The organism is Vibrio satsumensis, assembly GCF_050337435.1.
In the GTDB taxonomy this organism is placed as follows: Bacteria; Pseudomonadota; Gammaproteobacteria; order Enterobacterales; family Vibrionaceae; genus Vibrio; species Vibrio satsumensis.
Map to the genome: position 1 here is coordinate 87003 of NZ_JAKJSX010000003.1, position 20958 is coordinate 107960.

The 20958-nt window shown below is 44.6% G+C and carries 20 protein-coding genes; 11 read left to right on the plus strand and 9 right to left on the minus strand.

The window, feature by feature from the left end; all coding sequences use genetic code 11:
- Positions 1-7 precede the first annotated feature (7 nt).
- Positions 8-1105, plus strand: a complete 1098-nt coding sequence (locus L4C44_RS00560) for an alkene reductase (RefSeq protein WP_146491819.1) — start codon at positions 8-10, stop codon at positions 1103-1105.
- Between the two features lie 110 nt (positions 1106-1215).
- On the plus strand, positions 1216-2082 hold the full coding sequence (locus L4C44_RS00565) for a DMT family transporter (RefSeq protein ID WP_428804167.1): 867 nt from the start codon (positions 1216-1218) through the stop codon (positions 2080-2082).
- Positions 2083-2127: 45 nt separating this feature from the next.
- On the opposite strand, the gene L4C44_RS00570 is transcribed toward L4C44_RS00565, so the two are convergent.
- From L4C44_RS00570 to L4C44_RS00590, 5 genes are all read right to left on the minus strand, one after another.
- Positions 2128-2556 (minus strand): MarR family winged helix-turn-helix transcriptional regulator, encoded by a 429-nt coding sequence (locus tag L4C44_RS00570; RefSeq protein WP_052879847.1) that lies wholly within the window; start codon positions 2554-2556, stop codon positions 2128-2130.
- A 278-nt stretch (positions 2557-2834) separates the two neighbouring features.
- Positions 2835-3977, minus strand: coding sequence for a BamA/TamA family outer membrane protein (locus L4C44_RS00575; RefSeq protein ID WP_285952897.1), 1143 nt, complete (start codon positions 3975-3977; stop codon positions 2835-2837).
- Positions 3978-4209: 232 nt separating this feature from the next.
- Positions 4210-4704, minus strand: coding sequence for a peptidylprolyl isomerase (locus tag L4C44_RS00580; protein ID WP_285952898.1), 495 nt, complete (start codon positions 4702-4704; stop codon positions 4210-4212).
- 215 nt (positions 4705-4919) lie between these two features.
- The gene (locus L4C44_RS00585) at positions 4920-5519 is read right to left on the minus strand and encodes a thiol:disulfide interchange protein DsbA/DsbL (protein ID WP_428804168.1); all 600 of its coding nucleotides are present in this window, start codon (positions 5517-5519) and stop codon (positions 4920-4922) included.
- An 89-nt stretch (positions 5520-5608) separates the two neighbouring features.
- Positions 5609-5983, minus strand: a complete 375-nt coding sequence (locus L4C44_RS00590; protein WP_060982868.1) for a hypothetical protein — start codon at positions 5981-5983, stop codon at positions 5609-5611.
- A 287-nt stretch (positions 5984-6270) separates the two neighbouring features.
- Between L4C44_RS00590 and L4C44_RS00595 the strand changes: the two genes are divergently transcribed.
- The gene (locus L4C44_RS00595; RefSeq protein WP_428804169.1) at positions 6271-7257 is read left to right on the plus strand and encodes a glycosyl transferase family protein; all 987 of its coding nucleotides are present in this window, start codon (positions 6271-6273) and stop codon (positions 7255-7257) included.
- A 99-nt stretch (positions 7258-7356) separates the two neighbouring features.
- Here L4C44_RS00595 and L4C44_RS00600 read toward each other — a convergent pair whose 3' ends face one another.
- Positions 7357-7653 carry a hypothetical protein gene (locus L4C44_RS00600; RefSeq protein WP_285952901.1) on the minus strand — a complete coding sequence of 99 codons (297 nt, stop codon included), beginning with the start codon at positions 7651-7653 and terminating at the stop codon, positions 7357-7359.
- Positions 7654-7837: 184 nt separating this feature from the next.
- Entirely contained in the window at positions 7838-8071 is a 234-nt protein-coding gene (locus L4C44_RS00605) for a hypothetical protein (protein WP_146491825.1), read from the minus strand.
- Between the two features lie 303 nt (positions 8072-8374).
- Between L4C44_RS00605 and L4C44_RS00610 the strand changes: the two genes are divergently transcribed.
- The 4 genes from L4C44_RS00610 (at position 8375) to udp (ending at position 13981) form a co-directional block, all read left to right on the plus strand.
- The gene (locus tag L4C44_RS00610) at positions 8375-8791 is read left to right on the plus strand and encodes a CBS domain-containing protein (protein ID WP_060982864.1); all 417 of its coding nucleotides are present in this window, start codon (positions 8375-8377) and stop codon (positions 8789-8791) included.
- Positions 8792-8964: 173 nt separating this feature from the next.
- On the plus strand, positions 8965-10428 hold the full coding sequence (locus tag L4C44_RS00615) for an MATE family efflux transporter (protein WP_285952903.1): 1464 nt from the start codon (positions 8965-8967) through the stop codon (positions 10426-10428).
- 153 nt (positions 10429-10581) lie between these two features.
- On the plus strand, positions 10582-12939 hold the full coding sequence (locus L4C44_RS00620; protein WP_146491827.1) for a zinc/cadmium/mercury/lead-transporting ATPase: 2358 nt from the start codon (positions 10582-10584) through the stop codon (positions 12937-12939).
- Positions 12940-13222: 283 nt separating this feature from the next.
- Positions 13223-13981, plus strand: a complete 759-nt coding sequence (udp, locus tag L4C44_RS00625) for a uridine phosphorylase (RefSeq protein ID WP_061018938.1) — start codon at positions 13223-13225, stop codon at positions 13979-13981.
- A 212-nt stretch (positions 13982-14193) separates the two neighbouring features.
- Here udp and L4C44_RS00630 read toward each other — a convergent pair whose 3' ends face one another.
- Positions 14194-15360 carry a DUF1887 family protein gene (locus tag L4C44_RS00630; RefSeq protein ID WP_146491828.1) on the minus strand — a complete coding sequence of 389 codons (1167 nt, stop codon included), beginning with the start codon at positions 15358-15360 and terminating at the stop codon, positions 14194-14196.
- A gap of 197 nt (positions 15361-15557) precedes the next feature.
- Positions 15558-17549 carry a methyl-accepting chemotaxis protein gene (locus L4C44_RS00635; RefSeq protein WP_428804170.1) on the minus strand — a complete coding sequence of 664 codons (1992 nt, stop codon included), beginning with the start codon at positions 17547-17549 and terminating at the stop codon, positions 15558-15560.
- Between the two features lie 277 nt (positions 17550-17826).
- Between L4C44_RS00635 and hinT the strand changes: the two genes are divergently transcribed.
- The 4 genes from hinT (at position 17827) to lpoB (ending at position 20853) form a co-directional block, all read left to right on the plus strand.
- Complete coding sequence (hinT, locus tag L4C44_RS00640) at positions 17827-18177, plus strand: purine nucleoside phosphoramidase (protein ID WP_004736268.1); 351 nt, start codon at positions 17827-17829, stop codon at positions 18175-18177.
- Between the two features lie 224 nt (positions 18178-18401).
- A complete protein-coding gene (locus tag L4C44_RS00645; RefSeq protein WP_146491830.1) occupies positions 18402-19793 on the plus strand; it encodes a COG3014 family protein in 1392 nt (463 codons plus the stop codon).
- Positions 19793-20176: a YcfL family putative periplasmic lipoprotein gene (locus L4C44_RS00650; protein WP_017060222.1), complete on the plus strand. Its 384-nt coding sequence runs from the start codon at positions 19793-19795 to the stop codon at positions 20174-20176. Before L4C44_RS00645 ends, L4C44_RS00650 begins: the two co-directional genes overlap by 1 nt.
- Positions 20177-20262: 86 nt before the next feature.
- Positions 20263-20853, plus strand: coding sequence for a penicillin-binding protein activator LpoB (gene lpoB / locus L4C44_RS00655; RefSeq protein WP_048658277.1), 591 nt, complete (start codon positions 20263-20265; stop codon positions 20851-20853).
- Positions 20854-20958 lie beyond the last annotated feature (105 nt).

Below are 20958 nucleotides of genomic sequence, written 5' to 3' on the forward strand. Positions count from 1 at the left end.
TATAACAATGACAAACGCACTATTTCAACCAATTCAACTTGGTAATATCGAGCTTAAAAACCGTATTGTTATGCCTCCGATGACGCGTTCTCGTGCAACGCAACCTGGTAATTCAGCAAACGACATGATGGCGGCTTACTACGCTCAACGCGCTTCTGCAGGTTTGATTATCGCTGAAGGCACGCAAATTTCACCTATGGGTCAAGGCTATGCTTGGACTCCGGGTATCTATTCTGATGAGCAGATTGCTGGTTGGAAAAAAGTCACCGATGCAGTACATGACAAAGAGGGTGTTATCTTCGCTCAACTTTGGCATGTAGGCCGTGTAACACACCCAGATAACATCGGCGGTGAACAGCCAATCTCGTCTTCTGCACTTAAAGCAGAAAACGTAAAAGTATTCATCGATAACGGCACTGATGAACCGGGCTTTGTAGATGTGGTTGAACCTCGTGAGATGACGAAACAAGACATCAAACAAGTGGTTGAACAGTATCGCCAAGCGGCTTTGAATGCGGTTGAAGCGGGCTTTGATGGTATTGAACTTCACGCCGCGAATGGTTACTTAATCAACCAATTCATCGATTCTGAAGCAAACAATCGCACTGACGAATACGGTGGTTCAATCGAAAACCGTTTACGTTTCCTAGGTGAAGTGGTTGAGGCTATGGTTGAAGCGATTGGTGCTGACCGCGTTGGTGTGCGTCTTGCTCCGTTTACATCGTTGAATGGTACCGTTGATGCTACGCCAGTAGAGACTTACACAGCGGCGGCAGCACTACTTAATCTATACAAAATTGTTTACCTGCACATTGCAGAAGTCGATTGGGACGATGCACCTGAAACACCAAAAACCTTTAAATCAGCAGTACGTAATGCTTATCAAGGTGTTCTGATTTATGCGGGTAAATACGATAGCGAGCGTGGCGAAAAAGCGGTTGCTGAAGGCGTAACTGACATGGTTGGTTTTGGTCGTCCGTTCGTTGCTAACCCAGACTTACCTGCTCGTATTCAAAATGGTTACCCACTTGCGGCGCACGATCCAAACACATTGTTCGGTGGTGCTGAAAAAGGTTTAACGGATTACCCAGAATACGCAGGCTAAAAACAGCTGCCTGAAGCAGAGTATTGAGATAGTATCTTGATCCTGTTGAATGTTTATAAAAAGCAACCTAGCAGAGCCAGGTTGCTTTTTTCGTTATTGGACCGAATAAAATGATGAACGTGAAAGCGATGCGTGGGGAACTTTATCTCCTATTTGCCACCCTGTTAGCCGGGGTTGGATGGATTGCATCTAAGCTGGTGGTATTAGAAATGCCAGGACCAGTGTTCATTGGTGTGCGGTTTGTTGTGGCAAGCCTGATTTTACTTCCGTTTTGTATTCATCATATTCGTAAGCTTTCGTTCAAGCAGATACTTTCTCTTTGCGGAGTGGGTTTGCTGTTGTCTGCCTCATTGCAGGTATGGGTGTTTGCGGTATCGGTGACAGAAAGCTTATCGGAAGGGGCATTCATCATGAGCCTCGCGATGATCATTGCACCGTTTGTGTCTTGGATTTTGTTTCGAGTTAAGCCTAATCGTGCGTTTTGGATGTCGTTCCCCATCGCGATTATCGGCATGCTGTTGCTGACTTTGGGTAACGGCTGGCATGTCGAGCAGAGTCAGATTTACTTTCTGCTAGCATCGATGTTGTTGTCCGTTCATTTTGTGATGAACAAGCGCGTGATTACCAATATCAAACCTATCGCATCAATCTGTGTGCAGTTGTTTGTGGTGGGCGTGAGTGGTTTAGCCTTTACTTCGATGACCGCTCAGCCGGAGTTCGAAATAACCAAAACCTTAGTTTTCTGGTTTATCGTGTCTGCGGTTATTGCGACTTCTATTCGTTACTTGCTTCAAACCGTCGGCCAACACTCTGTCAACATGGAAGTAGCGGCATTGATCATGATTCTTGAGCCAGTATGGACGCTGTTACTGAGTGTGAGTGTGTTAGACGAAAGTGTAGAGATGCAAAAGCTGCTAGGTGGAGCTGTGATTATTGCTTCACTGTTCTGCTATATTAAGTGGTCGAGACGACAATAAAACACTCGGTGCGAGACCGAGTGTTGCTTGTTCTCTAATGTACGCTTAAATCGCCGCGACCATTTTCTGAAGTAGCTTGAGTATTTGTTGTTGCTCTTGCTCGTCCAACTCGCTCATTAACTCTTTGTTTAAACGAGCAGGGATAGAGATGAGTTGTTCTTCGAGAGCTTTGCCTTTTTCGGTTAAGTAGATTCGGAAAGAGCGACGGCTGTTTGGATCGGCTCTACGCTCAACCAACTCAAGCTTTTCTAACTTGTCTAGTGTGCGTGTCGTGGTTGAATTTTCGACTTTGGATTTTGCCGCGATATCACGCTGAGTAATACCTTCCTCTTCCCATAGACACATCAATGTTGGCCACAATGCGATGGTTAGGCCGTGCTTCTTCAGCTCTAGGTCGAAATCTTTACTCGCTTTGTTGGCGATTACATTGATCATCCATCCAAAGCTATTTTGTCTATCAAATTCTACTGACATCCGCTTGTACCTAATTCTTACGATGACATTACAACTATTGTCATCGTAACTAATATGAACGCAATTAGCATCAACAATGATTTTCTATTTGATGAAAAAGCTAATTGACTGCCATTTCTAAAATGATCCTTTGACTCTCAATGATTTTTTTTCCGGAGAGTATGGTGAGAACTATCGGTGTTGATTGGACTTTTCTACGCAGAAAGTTTTTAAGAGGGTTCTGGATAGCTAATACATTGGGAATCTGTCTATTGGATCCTGATTCAGTGACACCGAAACTAGATGTTCTCACCCAAGCTAAAGTACGCCAATACTTCATCTTCGCTGTTGTAGGTGAAATCCATACGCACATTAATACGCTCTTGACGCATCAAGCGATAACGTAAGCCAAGTCCAATCATCGATAAAAGATCACCATCATCAAAGCTATGATAGGGATCTTTTGGACTGAGCCTCTCACCAAATACTTTGCCGACACCGGTCAACCCGACCACTGACACGTTGTTTAGGAAGTTGATCGATGAGCCAGAAAGTGAGTAGCGATATTCCATTTCTAGGTTGGTCATATGAGAGGCAATGTGATCCCCTGCAACAAAGCCTCGTTGCACGTTACGACCTTGTCGCCCGTAAGTGCTGTATGCACTGCTTGGGGCATTTTCAGCATCAAGTAGGTAGCGAGTAACCCACCTGCTGGCAATAATATGGTTGTCATTGTGCGTTAAACTGTAGAAAAAACGGTAGTCTGAAAACAGTGAAGAGTAGGTAGCATCTTCATCATTGCCTAACCAAGTCCCGTGGTTCTCATACGTGAGCTCAAACAAAAAGCCATGATACGGATAATAGTAATGCTCTCGCTCATCCCATAAGAATGAAAGTTTAGCGCCAGTATCGGCTTCATATTCTTCGCTAAAACCCGTCAACTTCAACAACAATTTGTTGCGGGGAGTGTCTGCCAAATAGCGAGCCGTGGAAAAGTCTAACCCCATACCTAGATAGATATTGTCATATACTTTGAAGTAGAAATCGCCATCGAACGCGTACTCTTGATGGTTGGTATCAACAAGGTCGACTAAGGTTATGTTAGTGCTAGAGAACCCCATTTCGCCACTGAATCTCACCGAATCTCCTTTCAGCAATAGTTCCGCATTACCTTTGATGTAATAGCTGTCGTTCTGTGTGTAAGTCAGTGTCGCTGATAACGTGGAAGCGTTCTTAGTTTCGCCATCGGCGTAGAAGTTATAGATGGGAACCACAGAGAGCCCGGTATCTACACTCGGGTCATAAAAGGGGATCGCGATAACACGAAATTGGTCATCGAGTTCTGGTTCTTGGGATTCTCGCGTATCAACTTCGAATGCTGAACTAGAGAAACTGGCAACAGAAGAGAAAAGGGCTGTTGTCCAAAAAGAGTGTCGAATCATGTAGAGAGTTACGTCCAATGTAAGGTTGATCGCAGTGCTATGGGAGCTTGCGGATCTGGAGCATAACACGTCATTTATACTGATTAATAGTAAGGGAATGGTTAACCCTATAAATATACCGTACAGAAATGAGTACAGTTGATAACATCGACAATAAAAAATGGTGAGAAAAGTTCTCACCACTTCGGGATGGTGGGCAGGGGGGCGTTTGTTACTTGTGACCCCGTGCTTTTTACTCGCTGATGGTGACTTTAGTAATCACAATATCTTCGCAAGGCACATCTTCGTGTCCCCAGCGAGTGGTTGTTGGCGCTACAGCGATTTTGTTTACCACGTCCATACCTGCTGAAACTTTAGCGAATACCGCGTAACCCCAGCCAGCATTCGTCGTTGAGGTATGATCTAGGAAGTCGTTGTCATCAAGGTTGATGAAGAACTGCGCTGTTGCAGAATGTGGGGCGTCGGTACGAGCCATAGCGACAGAGCCGATCACGTTTTTTAAGCCACGGTTTGCTTCATTGACGATGGGTGCGCGAGTTGGTTTTTCTGTCATGTCAATAGTGTGCCCACCACCTTGAATCATGAAACCTTCAATAACACGATGAAATGTCGTGCCTTCGTAGAAGCCATCTTGGCAGTATTTAAGGAAGTTTTTCGACGTTACTGGCGCTTTTTCAAGGTTCAGTTCAATTTCAATGTCGCCAAAGTTAGTGGTCAGAATGATCATAAAGGTCCCAATATTTGAGTGCTATTATTTGGAATGCTACAGCACAGTGGATAGCTTAATTGAGTGCAGTATATGAAAAATTATGGAGGATGCCAGTTAACAATACTTCCCAAGCGTATTGACGGGATTGGTGAGTGGCTAGGAAACATCATATATAAGAAAGCCAGCGATGAAATCGCTGACTTTGAGATATCTAAAATAGGCCCTAGTTATTGCTAAAGAGTTAGCAGGTAATTCACTAGTTGGTTGTACTCTTCGTAGCTCTTAATTTGGTCCGGTTTCACGATGTATTTGTTGTTAACCAGAACTCCAGGAACACCTGTTAGTGTGCTTTGTTCAAACTCTTTATCGAAACGTTTTTGCATCGAGTTCACTGCAAAGCTGTTGTATGCCGCATCAAACTTCTTCGCATCGATACCGTTATCAATGAAAACTTCACGCAGCTCTACTTCATTTTTTGGTGTTTGTTGCTTCTCATGGATTTGAGCAAACATCGCAGGAACCATACTTTCTTCAGCGTCTAGAGCAATCATGGTCGCGTAAGCTTTTGCCATTGGCACGGCCATGTTGTTACCCATAAAAGCGACATGTACTTTTTGGAAGTTTGCTGACTTTGGTAAGTCTTCTTTTAGATACTTAATCACCCCTTCAAATTTGTAACAGTGTGGGCAATAGAAAGAGAAAAATTCGGTTACGACAGGCTTGTCGGCCTTCGCTACATCAAGGATTTTGTAGTGCGTGCCTTCTTCAAATTGTGCGGCGTTTACTGAAGCGCTCAAGATAAGAGCGGCAAAGAGGCTAAATAGTTTTTTCATGTGTTCATTTCCTAAATTCGGATGTCATTAGATACAGCAAATGCGCTGTTATATCTTGGCGGCAGATATTGCCAAATAGGGACAAACGATTAAGAAATAGGAGGGCGATATGGCGCTTGTGGTGCAATGATCGCTTTGTGTGAAGGCTCTTTTTCTATCAATGCCAGCGATTCAATCTGCGTATCGAAAGATTCAGAAACGATAAGTGGTGGCATTTTCAGTAGACAGACTGATCCACAGCAATGGTGTTCAACGTTGGGTTGTGCGCTGGGAAAAGGTGTAGGGGCGCTTTCTACAGAACTGATGTTAGAAGCAGAGAAAGAGAAGCTATTGGTGGAAGTTGATTGAGCTTGAGGGGCTTGCAGAGCATTGCTGCTCGCGATGCTGTCCACACTAATGGTGGCCATTAGCATAGCGAAGAGCATGAAAGCGTGTACCCAAATTTTGTTAATCAACTTTGGCATCAATTCTTAGTCTTGGTATATGAACGTGTGTTGGTGCGAATAAAATTGTGCAACCGCTAACCGTAAAATAGGTAAAGTGCAAACGTTCCGATAATACACGACTTGTTTCAGCATCTCTAATCAAACCCGATGAAACTTGCCAGGGTTCTATTTTTGTTTGACCTATCAAGGTGCGCTGCATACGTTAATTTTACCTCAATCTGTGTATTGATAATTAGGGAGCAGCTGTTGAATCGCTTTGCAATGGACTGCGGGTATCATAGAATCGAAAACGTATTCGAATTTTATTGATATCAACGGAAGAGAATAAACAATCAATGAGTAGTATTTTAGAGTGTATTCGTACAGTTGGACGAGGAGAAAGAGGGCGTAAGCCTTTGTCGTTCGAACAAGCCTACCGCATCATGGATGAGTATTTAAGCGGAGAGGTCGGTGACGACCAAATGGCGATGCTACTGATGTTGATTCGTGTGCAGAATGAAACCAATGAAGAGATTGCTGGCTTTGTAAAAGCCTTTCAGTCACGAGTGCCAGACTTAGGCGCAGATATTGACTGGCCGTGTTACGCCGGTAAACGTAATGATACTGCCAGTGGTAAGCCGTGGAATTTGCTTGCTGCGAAGATATTGGCTGCCGACGGTTATAAGGTATTGATGCATGGCTATATGGATAAACCAAGTGGCCGCACGCACGTAGAGACTCACCTTGAGTGTGTCGGTGTGCGTAGTGCGAAAGATCCAGAAGACGCGAAGCAGATCCTTGAATCTGATGGTATCGCCTATTTACCGCTTGCCAACTTTGCACCAGAAGCTCAGACCATGATCGGCTGGAAACACCGTTACGGTTTGCGCACACCAATCAACACTGTGGTTCGAGCATTGAACCCAGGTGGTGGCCGTTTAGGCCTGCGTGGCAGTTTCCATCCTGGCTTCCCACAGCTTCATGCGGAAGTTGAGCATGTCATTGGTAATAAATCCCACTCGGTGATTTCATTCAAAGGGATGAATGGTGAGTCGGAATATAACCCTAAAGTTAGCCAAACGGTTTGGATGAGCTCTCCTGACAAAGTTGAATCGTTCTACTGGGAAGAGATGATGAACCTAGAGCTGCCAATTCCTAGTCAATGTGTACTTGGTACACCGGCTGAAGAGATGGCGTTAATGGCGAATACCGTTGTTGACAGCATGACAGCTATTCTCTTTGCAGAAACGCACGATAAAACTGAGGCATACCAGAAAGCGGTGCGCCTGTGGCATGAGTATTGTGCGAGTTAGATGATGGTTTTTAACCAATGAGAGAAGGTCAGCGTGTGCTGGCCTTTTTTGTGCTTGATTTCTAGCAAAGGGCTTTCGTGAATGCTCAAGCAATAAGAGTTACTTTACTCGCATCAATCGATGCATCTTGCCTTCAAATTGAATCTCAATGACTTGTGAAATTTTCATTTTCTCAACTCGTTCAAGCATTGCTGCTTGATAGGCTCGCTTCTTCATCCACTCTAACGGCTCTTTAAAGCCATCTTCATTAATCACAAAGGACTGATCGGTGAAGGAGTCTTCAAAGATATGAACCACCCAAATACGTGATTGGAAATCTAACAATTCGCTAAAGTAGCTTTTTAGCTTAGGTATAAAGTGAGATAGAACAGTTTGAGGAGAACGAAGCAAAGTCATAGTGAACCGTTTAGACAATGAAAAGCGGTGCGACGGATGTGTCCAATTCGAGCGCTTATCGGTTAAAGCAGGTAATCATCGTCAATGTGATTACCTGCTCAAGAACTTGCCACAAAATACGGTATTCATGTGTCGCTGACAATGCTTGTTGAGCTTGACTGTCAAGACATGTGTGATGAGTCTGCTATTTAACGAACAAGCCGAAGTCAATCTCTTGTTCTCTTTGGTATTTCACCAGCTTCACTCTTAGGTCGTGTTTTGCTGCTAAGTCAATGGCTAAGCACGACATGCGTTTTATCTCATCAACGCAGCTTGAAATAAGCGGTTTTTCTTGATTATCGATAGTGGCGATGAGAGTGTTTTCTGTGCCGTCGTTACCTGCATAAACATACGCGTACATGTTGTTGTCGTGTTGCATAAACTTCCTAAATCCGGATTTCTAATTATTAGTGCGGTGAAGATTACAGGGTTTATCTACTCAGGCTAGTTCGGCTAAGTAAGGTTAAGCAAGGAAAAGTAAGGCTTTGTAAGGGCTCTTTTCCCCCTTTTTTCTGGTGGTCTAAAACGTGCTCAAGCCTTTGTTTGTCTCGCTTTGTTGTCTTGTTAGGTTTTGCCTATCAATAAAATTGTTGAAATCCATTTAGTAAAATCAAGATTTTAGACAACAATTAACTTAACAAGATAGAAAAATATATAACGCAAAGTATTTAGGGAGAACGCAATGCATTCTATTAAAGTGAAAGATTATATGACGCAACAGGTTGTGACATTTACTCCTGATATGCCGTTAAGTCTAGCGTTAGACAAAGTGATGCGTAGCCACCATATGGGTGGACCCGTAATTGACGATAATGAGCAAGTGATTGGTTTCCTTTCTGAGCAAGATTTACTCGAGAAGCTGGTGAAGGTGAGCTATTTCTGCCAAGACACACACATTGTGGGTGACTGCATGTATCAAGAAGTACTGTCTGTCTCACCTGAATTATCTATTATTGAGCTGGCGGACATGATGCAAGTTGGTAAACCTAAGGCATACCCAGTAATTGATAACGGGAAGCTGGTCGGTATGATCACCCGAACCGATGTTTTGAGAGCAATCGGCAAGAACTTAGATGAATGTTTCAAACATCCTGTATAGTAAGGTGTTAAGAACGATTATTTTTATCAATACCCATAATTGACAAAAGGCGCACTAGCGCCTTTTTTCTGTATAGAGCTTTTCTAGATAGATCCTTTCTTTGTGGATCCCCAACTTGTGGTTGACTAGTTTATTAAGCTTTAGTTTGCGGTATGCCAACTTTTGGAGGTTTCATGTCAAATCAAACGGCAAAGTTTGTTGAAGGTTCAACGATGCGCCATATATTGGTGATGTCGGGGGCTGGCTCTGTCGGTTTGATGGCGTTATTTGTCGTAGATTTACTCGACATGCTGTTCATCAGTATGCTCGGGCAGGTTGAATTGGCCGCGGCAGTGGGCTTTGCAGGTACGCTGACTTTTTTCTCTACCTCTGTTTCGATTGGTACTTCGATTGCCATGGGCGCATTAGTCTCCAAAGCTATTGGCTCAAAGAATCAAGAACACGCTCGAAATCTAAGCACCAGCATCATGCTGACTGCGTTTGTTATCAGTTCCACCGTAACTGCAATCATGTTCGCTTATATTCCAGAGCTGTTAGCCGCGATAGGCGCAAAAGGGATTGCTGCTGAGCGTGCTCAAGCGTATCTACAGATTTTGCTACCGAGTGGTCCATTTTTGGCGTTAGCGATGGCGGCGGGTGCGGGCTTAAGAGCGGCAGGAGATGCGAAACGCTCGATGTGGGCGACTTTGTCGGGCGGTATTGTTAACGCGATTCTCGATCCTCTGTTTATTTTTGGTTTTGGTTGGAACATCGAAGGGGCAGCTATCGCTTCGGTTGTTGCTCGCTTCTCGGTGCTGTTCTTCTCGCTTTATCCTTTGATTCGCAGCCATCAGCTGGTGGCTCCACCTTCGTTTGTGCAATGGCGCCTTAATATTCGACCAATATTGGCGATTGCGCTGCCTGCGATTATCACCAATACCGCAACGCCTATCGGTAATGCGATTGTGACGACAGGTATCGCACAATATGGTGAGGATTTTGTCGCGGGTTTTGCCGTGATCGGTCGTCTAACACCGGTTTGTTTTGCGGTTATCTTTGCCTTGTCTGGCGCTGTGGGACCAATCATTGGTCAGAACTTTGGTGCAGAACGCATGGACAGAGTTAAAGAAACACTTAATAACTCATTGCTGGTGACGACACTTTATACTATTGCCGTTTGTATTCTGTTGTACCTCGTTCAAGGTTATGTCATTCAAGGCTTTAGCTTACAAGGTGATGCGGCAATCATTGTGGCGGCTTTCTGTACCTATGTGGCGTTAACCTTCACCTTTAACGGCGCGCTATTTGTTGCCAATACCTCCTTTAATAATCTAGGTAAACCGCTTTACTCAACGGCGTTGAATTTGGGCAAAGCGACGTTAGGTACTTTACCATTCGTCTATCTAGGTTCTCAGTGGTATGGCGCTTTGGGGGTTTTGTACGGACAAGCGTTAGGTAATGTTCTGTTCGGGATTTTAGGTATTTTGGTACTTCGACATCATATTACTGAGCTGATGCAAGGTTCTCAAGTTGATCCAGTTGAAGACGATGTGTCGATTGTCAGCTTGAACACACAGCCGTTTTGTTCACACGATGCGGTTCTTATTGATGATGTATCGGCGAATCGTGAAGAGTGTGCGGAGCTTAAATCTCCGTAAGCCATTGGCGCTGGCATAATATTTTTGTTTTCTCGATAACTTCTTCTTGACCTTGGAGTAGCCTCCAAGGTTTATACTTTTGGTGAACTTAAGGTTCTGTTGCTCGTGAGTTAGCAACAACCTCAAGGCTTTTGAGTATTAAGGAGATACATTATGTGCGCAAAACATGCAGCGTGCCGCTCAGCAAAAGTGGACGTTCAACCTCAAGCGGCAGGAGCAAGTTGCTCTAGCCCTAAAATTTCAAGTATCACAGCAGCAGGTACCTCATCTGGTTGTTGTAGCTCTTCTGCTGCTCCGTCACCGTCTGGAGATGATTGTTGTAGTTCGTCGGATAGTGGAGAAGAAGACAGTCAGTCCTCAACCTTATCTCTCGACGCCCAATTTTCCAAAAGTTGGTTGGTTGCCGGAATGGACTGCCCAGCTTGTGCAAGAAAAATAGAAAACGCGATCAGCAATATTGACGGTGTTATTCAAGCGAAGGTTCTCTTTGCTACCGAAAAGCTGGTTGTGAAATTCGATAATGAAAGCCTTGCCAACACTATTGAACAGGTCTCTATCAAAACTGGCTTCCCATTAACGGAAGTTGGTTCTAAGAAAGAAAAACAACAGCCTGAGACTTTTTGGCAAGCTCATATCCAACCTAATTTACAGATTATCGCGATTGCAGCGGCAATGCTGTTTGCTGCGCTTCTGAAAAGTACCTCTCCTCAATTAAGTGAAGGCTTGTTTACGGTAACTTGTCTGCTTGGTTTATATCCGGTGGCGAAGAAAGCGGTTCAGTTGGCACGTTCAGGTACACCGTTTGCTATTGAAACCTTAATGAGTGTTGCCGCGCTGGGTGCTTTGTACCTGGGTGAAACCGCGGAAGCGGCGATGGTTCTATTATTGTTCTTGATTGGTGAGCGCTTAGAAGCGTTTGCTTCATCTAGAGCAAGAAGTGGCGTTCAAGCGCTAATGGCATTAGTGCCAGAGAACGCGACCAAGATTATCAACGGTGAACGTGTTGAAGTGGCAGTAAGTGAGCTTGTTCCTGGTGATATCATTGAAGTCGCAGCAGGTTCTCGCTTGCCTGCTGATGGCAAATTGATTACAGACGCGGCAAGCTTTGATGAAAGTGCGTTAACCGGTGAATCTGTTCCTGTTGAACACGCCGAAGGTAACAGTATTATGGCTGGTGCCGTCGTCGTGGACAAAGTGGTTCGTATAACCATCACTTCAAAACAAGGTGAAAACGCAATCGACCGTATTCTTCACCTGATTGAAGAAGCAGAGTCTCGTAAAGCACCACTGGAACGTTTCCTTGATAAGTTCAGCCGTTGGTACACGCCATTGATGATGGTGGTGGCTTTGCTCGTTATTATCACGCCACCACTGTTGTTCGCTCAACCTTGGGAAACATGGGTATACCGTGGCCTAGCGCTATTGTTGATTGCTTGTCCGTGTGCCTTGGTTATCTCGACGCCAGCAGCGATTACTTCTGGTTTAGCGGCAGCAGCGAAACGTGGTGCACTAATTAAAGGCGGTGCAGCACTGGAGCAGCTTGGCAAAATCCAAACTATTGCCTTCGATAAGACGGGCACACTGACCGAAGGTAAGCCCCAGGTTACGGACATTCAGCCTCTATCGGGTTGGCAACAAGATGCGATGCTGCGTGTGGTTGGAGCGATTGAAGTTGGCTCTACTCACCCGTTGGCGCAGTCACTTGTCGCTAAAGTAAAAGATCTGAATATTGAGATTCCTGAATCACACAACAAGAAAGCGCTGATTGGCAGTGGTGTTGAAGGTGATGTTGATGGTGTTAAGTATCAGGTTCTGTCGCCGTCTAAAGTCACGTTCGAACTTGGTGTCGATGTGGTTTCTCAGGTTGAAGCATTAGAAGGCGAAGGTAAGACGGTTGTGGTTGCTCTTGAGCTTAAAGATCAAGAAGAATCAACAGAACACGCAACGGCAGTGATTGGCTTGATTGCTTGGCAAGATACGTTACGCAGTGACGCTAAGCTTGCGATTGAGCGACTTAATGACTTGGGCATTCAATCTATCATGCTGACTGGCGATAACCCACGCAGTGCCGCAGCGATCAGTAGCAAGATTGGTATGCAGTACAAGGCAAGTCTATTACCAAGCGACAAGGTATCTTACGTTGAGGAGTTATCTCAACAGTCGCACGTTGCAATGGTTGGTGATGGCATCAATGATGCGCCAGCAATGAAAACGGCGAATGTCGGCATCGCAATGGGCGGAGGGACTGATGTCGCCTTGGAAACGGCGGATTCAGCACTAACCCATAACCGCTTAACAGAATTGCCAGCGATGATTGAGCTATCGCAAGCAACTATGAACAACATCCGTCAAAATGTTGCTCTAGCGCTCGGTTTGAAAGGTGTATTCTTGGTGACCAGTTTGCTTGGTATTACCGGTTTATGGGTTGCTGTGTTAGCCGATAGTGGTGCGACAGCTTTGGTGACATTAAACGCACTGCGCCTGCTTCGATTCAAATCTAAAGCGGATTAAATCGAGCTCACCGACATAGAGCATTCTTAATATAAAAAGCGCCTTTAGCGGTAATACGGTAAAGGCGCTTTTTGTCTCATTAGTATGCAACACAGGCGTATGGATTGCTTATTTTTGTGATGCCAATCGGTTTTTCGTGAAACTTGAAATCTTGTTGCGATCATTCATGTGACGAGTATCACTTCATTTTGTGGTTAGCTTGGTTAGAGTGTGTTCGTACCCCACGAATTTACTATGAGCTTAAATAAGGGTAAAAAGCCCAATAAGCCAAAAGGAGCGAACTATGTCTCAAGCTGTTTTCCATTTAGGTGTTACTGAAGCAGATCTTAACGGTGCTACTCTTGCGATCATCCCTGGTGATCCTGCTCGTGTACAAAAAATTGCAGAAGAGATGGAGAATCCAGTATTTCTTGCTAGCCATCGTGAATACACACTTTACCGCGCAGAACTAGACGGTAAGCCAGTTGTTGTATGTTCAACAGGTATCGGTGGTCCATCGACTTCTATCGCTGTAGAAGAGCTAGCTCAACTGGGTGTTCGCACTTTCCTGCGTGTTGGTACTACGGGTGCTATCCAACCTCACGTAAACGTGGGTGACATGATTGTTTCTACTGGTTCTGTTCGTCTAGACGGCGCTAGCCTGCACTTTGCTCCAATGGAGTTCCCAGCAGTTGCTGACTTCGAAGTGGCAACAGCAATGAAAGCGGCAGTTGAAGAATCAGGTGCAGCAGTTCACATGGGCGTAACAGCTTCAAGTGACACTTTCTACCCAGGTCAAGAGCGTTACGACACGTTCTCTGGTCGCGTAGTTAAGCGCTTCCAAGGTTCTATGCAAGAATGGCAAGACATGGGTGTTCTGAACTTCGAAATGGAATCTGCAACGCTGTTAACAATGTGTGCAAGCTCTGGCCTTAAAGCGGGTTGTGTTGCTGGTGTAATCATCAACCGTACTCAAAAAGAGATTCCAGACCACGACACACTAAAAGTAACAGAAGCTCGTTCAATCAAAGTGGTTGTAGAAGCTGCTCGTAAAATGCTTTAAGTTTTAAAGTGCTCTGAGTAGTAGAGAGCATTAAGCCTTAAACTGACTTCAAATTTTGAAAATGGCCGCATCGAATGATGTGGCCATTTTTTTATGTCGTCTTAAAGTAATCGATAGAGAGAATAGACAAGAAAAAGGCGAGTGACTTAATGGTCATTCGCCTTTTTTATAATCTGCTTTAGAGCGTTTAGCTCTCATGAGTTTATTTGTTTTTAGTACTCTAGATCTTCATTACCGCCAGCAGCTGTAAACCATGCCGTTAGGTGTGTTTTAAGGTCTTTTAGTTCGTCAGGGCCAATCAGTGCAAGACCAAGATCTTCTGCTCGAGTGATATCGTTATGGCGAAGAGGGCGGAAGCTCACCAACATTGCACGCGCTTGTAGGCCACCTAGCAGGTCTCTCAGCGATTCTAATTTGTATAAGGTGTCATCACCATCGTCACGCATGCCTTTGGTCTTACATTCGATGATGTGCAGCTTATTGTTCACCACAGATGCAACATCAAGCTCGTTTCGAACCTCACGCTCACCGAGTTGACGGTACACCTGAACATTCAAAGAACGGTCTTGAATGGTCGGCATGTCATCTTGGATCTGCTTAACTGTGCTGTGAACTAATGTTTCAAGCCATTCACCGTTTGAGAAGCGTCGCGCGTCTTCATTGGTAAAGGTTAAAATACCATTGTTGTAAGTCGCAATCTTAGCTTCAACCAAATCGCTCAGCAGCATGTTCAGTTCGCGATAGCCTTGTTGCTTCTCAGAGAGCTCAACATCAAGCTTCTGTTCTTTACGACAGGTCGTTGCAAGGTAGTTCAATGTCGCAAGGCCAGGGCCTAATTCGAGTGCGTTACTTGCCCAGCGCTCACCTAACTCATAAAGCTTCTGATCAAGTTGCGGCGATAGTTGTACATCGCTGAATTCACCACGAGCACCAAATACCGTTAGGTAGTCGTCGATAGTAATGCGGTCTTGAACTTGTGCGTCTTCTTTGCCATTTGGATACAACCAGCACAGCTTGTCACTGTTTGGTTCGACAACAAAGATTGGCCAGTGATAAGTACGGAATACTTCGTAGACGGAAAGTAGACGATGACGAAGGCCACAACTCGCGTTGAGTTTCACTTCTTGACCGCGTGCTTTCAGGTCTTCGGCAAGGGTTTGGATAGATTCTTTAATGACGGACGTATTTACGATGGTCGGAATTTCGAAAAACTCACTGGTAATGTCGCGCTTCTGCAAAACGCTGTCTAAACGTTTGTACATACTGACTTGATTTTTGTCGCCGATAAACACGATATGAGTGCTGACCGTTCGGTTATCAAGTAAAGGGGTGAGCAAGCGAATGGGGTCTTGATCGATAATGCCAACATGAACAGCCATATAAATTCCTTAATAGCGGCTCGCTCATAAAGGTGAAAGAAAAAACGGGAAGCAGCAAGCCTTAATAATCATATAATGACAAAGCTCATAAAAAACAAGGGCAACCCTTGATAAAAGTTGCCCTAGCTCAATTAGTTACCACTATTGGGTATGAAGTCTCAACAATCTCACTAAATATCTATCGATTCTTTATTTATCTATAGTTTGAACTGATGTACTAAATCACCTTGCTGATTTGCCAGAATTGTGAGGTTTTGGCTTGCTTCCGCAATTGAAGACATCGCTTGGTAACTCTTATCTGCGATGTGGTTGATGTCTTCGATATTACGTGCGATATCACCAGACGTTTCACTCTGCTCTGCGGCTGCTTGAGAGATGTGCGTGCTCATGTGGCTGATCTCTAGAATCAAGGCTTGTATCTCTTCCATCGCACTGTTTGCACTTGAAGCTTGTTGAACCGACATGTCCATATCGCTCATACAACTTTCAATTACGTTGCTTGCGGTTTTCGAACTTGACTGCAGATTGCTGATCATGGTCTCGATTTCAGAGGTTGATTGAGTAGTTTTTTGCGCTAGCACTCGTACTTCATCGGCAACAACGGCAAAGCCACGACCTTGTTCGCCAGCACGCGCTGCTTCGATTGCCGCATTGAGTGCAAGTAGGTTGGTCTGTTCAGCAATGCCACGAATAACGTCAAGGATTGAACCAATCTGACTACTCATTTGTTGTAGCTCGCCCACCGCACCCACTGATTCGGTAAGGCGAACCTCAAGCTGATTAATGGTGCTGATATTGGTGTTCATGATCTGGCGACCAGATTCAGAAGCCGATTCTACTTGTTGAACCATGGTTAGTGAGCTTTGCGCGCTGTTTGCCACTTCTTGTACAGAATGAGACATCTCTGTCATTGCGGTCGCAACGGTAGCGGTTTGTTCACGTTGGCTGTTCAGCTGAGCTTGCGTTTCAGAAGAAGTCTTCTGGTTTACGCTTGCGGTCTTGGTTAGGTCATCTGAAGCGTCATTTAGCTTCACGAGAATATTGTGCAAATTGTCAGCCAAGGTATTGATGTGACGACTCACACGGCTGAATTCGTTGTCGTATCGAATATCGATACGTTGAGTCATATCGCCTTGAGTCAGGCCTTCTAATGTCCCGAGAATGCGAGTTAGTGGTTCTCTTACACTATGTGCAATGTGGTAACCAATCGCTGCAGCGAATACGGTCACAATGATGCCAATTGTGATCGCGTTGAATAGGCCTTTGTCGTAGATGCTGCTTGCGTCAGCTAACGACGAGTTGAGTTGCTCTTCAGCGGTCACGTTGAATGAGTCTAAAACAGCCATCGCTTGGTCAACTTCTACGGCTAGGTTGGCGATGTTCACGTACAGTGCTTGCTTGGCTTGTAGGTAGTTGTTGTGTTTGTCTAGTACGCCACCTTTCTGGCCAACGTCTTTGGTGAATTTCTGAACCGACTCATCGAAGACATTTTTAAGCGCCGGTAGCTGTGTGGATAGACCGCGATAAGCGTAGTTAAGGTGAGTAACGGCCTTTTTGTTTTGGTTAACGGCTTTCTGAACGAAGGTAACATCAGAGCTAGCAAGCGCATCAGAGGTAATGACTTCTGCGTCTTGCAGTTTAATGAAGTAGCTCTTTGCCATCACTTTTACAGAGATGCTTTTTTGATCAGCAACGTACTCTTTCATGCCAACAGTTAATTCTGAATGCAGACGTTGGAAGTCACGAGAGGCTTTTTGTACCTGCTCTTGTGCTTCAAACATTGCGACGTAGTTGTTCATCGCTTCGTCTGCTTCGGCGAAGTAGCGCTCTTCCATCGCTCTTAATTGCGCGATACGTTCGGTGAGCGAAACATTGTCTTGGCTCGCTGCTTCTAAGTTACCTAGCACTTCAGAAAACGAGTTTTGTGATGCAGCAAACTCTGTACGCATTGCAGACATGCGTTCAGCATTTTGTGTGGTTAAGAAATCTTTGAATGACTTATCAGCAGAAAGCAATTGAACACTTGTTTGATTTGAAAGCGCGACAAGTGGTAATGAGGTTTCTGAGACACTCTCAAAATTGCTGTGTATCTGATTCATGCTGTTCATCATGATAGTTATCGTGACTGCGAACATGATGATGATCAGTGCGAAACCAGCGTACATACGCTTGATCACAGATCCCTTCATGGCTTTCTCCCTAAATAAAAATGCAGACCTAATGTCAGGTCAAAGTAAAACTAACAAAATTATCAGCATTCTATTGAGCTCGGCTTACGCATTTTATGACGCACACGTCAAAAATAACCCTCAGTTATAACCAACATGCCATTCTTGAGAACTAAGACTCGTTTTCTTTGATTTGAACGGTGTTTTTTATTATGCTTTAAAGCAGATTTATTGTGGTTTGATGCGGCATAGCGCATACTCAAAGCATTAAAAAATAAATGTTTTATCGGAGAGAAACATGGCTGAAGAAACCATTTTTAGTAAGATCATCAATAAAGAAATTCCAGCAGATTTATTATACCAAGACGATTTAGTAACGGCCTTTCGCGATATTAACCCTCGCGCGCCAAGCCATATTCTAATTATTCCTAATAAGCTGATTCCAACAACTAACGATGTTGAAGTAGAAGATGAAGCGATGATGGGACGTATGTTTACCGTTGCACGCAAGTTAGCAAAAGAAGAAGGCATCGCAGAAGATGGCTATCGTCTTATCGTGAACTGTAACTCTCACGGTGGCCAAGAGGTTTACCATATTCACATGCACTTGGTTGGTGGCCGTCCACTTGGTCCCCTATTAATGAGCTAGTTTAAGCGAGCTCATTAGCGGGCTAACGCAAGTAGTTAGTTGGAAAATTTGTAGTTTGTATGCCAACTTTAAGTTCTATCTGTTGTCTGAATGTCGGCATCGCCTAGGCCGAGGCTAAATCGGTAGGGTTTCAACTGGCTTGAGATCCTTTTTACAACACGTTTCGTTTTGATAATGAGACAACTAACTAAAGTTGGCATTTTAAACATGCACGGAGACGATAAGTGAAGCAACAGTTTAGATTCGCTTCCATTGCCCTGTTATCAGCGTTGACCGCGGGTTGTGCGAGTATGTCTGCAGGAAGCCTGTTCAGTCATTACAGTGCGCAAAACAAAGCGATCTACCAAGCCGTTAAGTCTGGAGATTATTCAAAGGCTCAGCAAGATCTACCAGATTACACGGCAGGCGACATCCTTGATAATTTTGAAAGAGGCAGAATTAATCTGCTGGATCAAAAATACCCTGAGAGTAAGTCTTCGTTTGAAGTGGCTGATCAAGCAGTAACCGAGCAGCAACGAAAAGCGGTGATCTCAATCTCAGACAGCGCAACCAGTGTTGGTGCGTTGGCAGTGAATGACAATATTACCGAGTATGTGCCAGCCGATTATGAGTTGGGCTTTCTTCATCTATATCTCGGATTAAATTACCTTAAGAAAAATGATTTAGAAGGTGCGGTGATCGAAATGCGTCGCGCCAATCAAGTTCAAGAACAAGCAAAGAAGCAACGTGAAGCCGAGTTAGATCGCGCAGCCAACGATGCGAAGAAGCAGGGTTTGTCTGCCAATGTGGGTAGCATCCTTTCTAATTATCCTGATGCGGGTAAAAAACTACAGTCGGTACAAAATGCGTATCTGATGTTCTTGTCTGGTCTGCTTTATGAAGCTTCGAATGATCTAAACAGCGCTTATGTTGACTATCGTCGTGCTTTGGCTGTGATGCCAAACAACCAAGAAATTATAGATAGAACCATGGCAACAGCCGCTCGTTTAGGGATGAGACAAGATTTAGCGACATTGGAAAAGCGTTACAAGCAATCATCTAAGCTTGGTGCAGGAGAAGGGCGAGTAATTGTTCTCCAAGAGCAGAGCGCTGTGCAAGCTATGGACAGTTGGCGACTAGATTTACCTGTTTATGACAGTCGCGATCAGGGAGCAATATACTCTCTTGCGCTGCCATATTACCCAAGCCAAAACGTAGAGCGTTTTTCTGCGTTGCGAATCAGTGGGCAACCGCTACAAGAGCACTTGATCACTGACGTAAATGCAATGGCGCAGAATGATTTATCCGAGCGTATGACGAGCATTGTTATTCGCCAAGCGCTACGCGTAGTCGCGAAAGATCGCATTCGTAAAGAAGCCACCAAAGGCGATGATGTCGGCAATATTTTGTTCAACGTGTGGAACACACTGACAGAGCAACCAGACACACGTAGTTGGCAATCATTACCTGCAGAGATTAAGAGCAGCACGTTTGTAGCAAACAACGGTCAATATACGTTGGAAGCGGGCGCTAAAACGTATGACTTTGATATTCGAGAAGGGCAAACCACCTTGGTGTGGATTTCTCGACAAGGAAACAACGCAACAATGTGGCATAAACAGCTAGGGAGGCTGTAATGAAAAAGTGGTTAGTGAGCTTAGCAGCGGTGATGGCTCTAGCTGGTTGTGCAGATAATACAGCTGGCGTAAGGGTCGATAGCCTGACTCAGAACGTTTTCTTTGGTGACAAGGTATTGGGCAGCCGTTTACAGGTTGAAGATATCCGCACTGATCTGGTCGACGGTCATACGCGAGGAATCGTTCGTTTAAACAGTAACTATAAGGGCGATCAACATATCCTTTATCGTTTTTACTGGTACGACGATGCCGGGCTTGAGGTCAACCTAAAGCAAGGCCCTTGGAAGCAAGCGATTGTTCGTGGTTTTGAAAGTATTTCGTTGTCGGAAGTGTCGGTAAACCCGAAAGCGACTCAGTTCAGAGTCCAGTTCCGAGAGCAGTAAGTTAGATTAAACGGGTCTAATGATTCGTAAATACAAGAATTTAAGAGTGTGGGTAACCCCACTCAGTGATAAGTTGAGGAAACAAAATGAAAAAGAGTGTCATTGCGCTACTAGGTTTAGCGGTTATTTTAGGCGGTTGTTCGAACAAGGTAAGCTACGGTGATGCACAAGCAGTAGAAACCACGACAATCGATTTCGGTTCAACTGACCTTCAAACGATTGCGGGTGAAATGGTCGATAGCATGATGGCGTCTGGTTCAGTGGCTTACATTACTCGTGAACAGCGTCCAATCGTGTTTGTAGAGCGAATCAAGAACAAAACGAGTGAGCATATCGATACAGAGTCAATCACTGATACCATTAGTACTAAAATGCTGAACTCTGGTAAGTTCCGTTTTGTTGATATGGACCGTGTTGAGTCTGTTCGTGACCAATTGAATTTCCAAAACAACGATGAGCTAGTGAACCAAAGCTCAGCTATTCAGTTTGGTAAAATGGTTGGCGCTCAGTACATGTTGTACGGCAACCTATCAAGCATCGTTAAGAAAGCGGGTAGCGATGAAGACGTATACTACAAAATGACCATGCGTCTAATGGATCTTGAGTCTGGCTTGATTGAATGGGCTGACGAGACCGAAATCCGTAAGCAACAATCTAAGAGCCTACTGGGTCTTTAATCTCGCTTACTCGCCAACTATGCGCAGCCAGTTTTGACAGCGTCTAGTCTTGGCTGACCATAAGCTTGACAGTGTTCAATCTTGGCTGCATATAGGTTGGTCGTA